The following is a 371-nucleotide window of genomic DNA, read 5'->3' on the forward strand; positions in this document are numbered from 1 at the left end:
GTGTTGTCTCCACGTTATATCCGGCCTGAAAACAGGCGGCGCCGCTATGTTGCGGCGAGATCGGATGGCCCCATTGGGAGCGGGGCCGTCCGGAAAAAGCGGGGGAACTGGGTTGAAGCGAGGTGTGGCGGTAGGGCGGGGGGCGCTCAGAGGTCCAGGTAGCTCGCCACCATGCGCGTGAGTTCCACGGGTAGCCGTTCATCGGCGAGCGTGAGCGGGCCGGGGTCGTTCAGCACCGCGTTGACGATCATGCCGAAGACCACCTGCATGGCAAAGCGCACGCGCTGCTCGGCTTCTTCTGGCGGGCCGGGCAGGCGCGGTACCAGCAGCGCCACGAGCCGGTCGACGATTTCCTGGCCGTTCTTCTGATG

Annotated in this window: 1 protein-coding gene; it reads right to left on the reverse strand. The window is 66.0% G+C overall.

All coding sequences use genetic code 11. The features are described 5' to 3' along the window. Positions 1-146: 146 nt before the first annotated feature. Positions 147-371: hypothetical protein (locus tag AB4Z35_RS31225; RefSeq protein ID WP_442101328.1), on the reverse strand; the 225-nt coding region annotated here is incomplete at its 5' end.

Source organism: Pseudomonas sp. KB_15, from assembly GCF_052114525.1.
Classification (GTDB): domain Bacteria; phylum Pseudomonadota; class Gammaproteobacteria; order Pseudomonadales; family Pseudomonadaceae; genus Aquipseudomonas.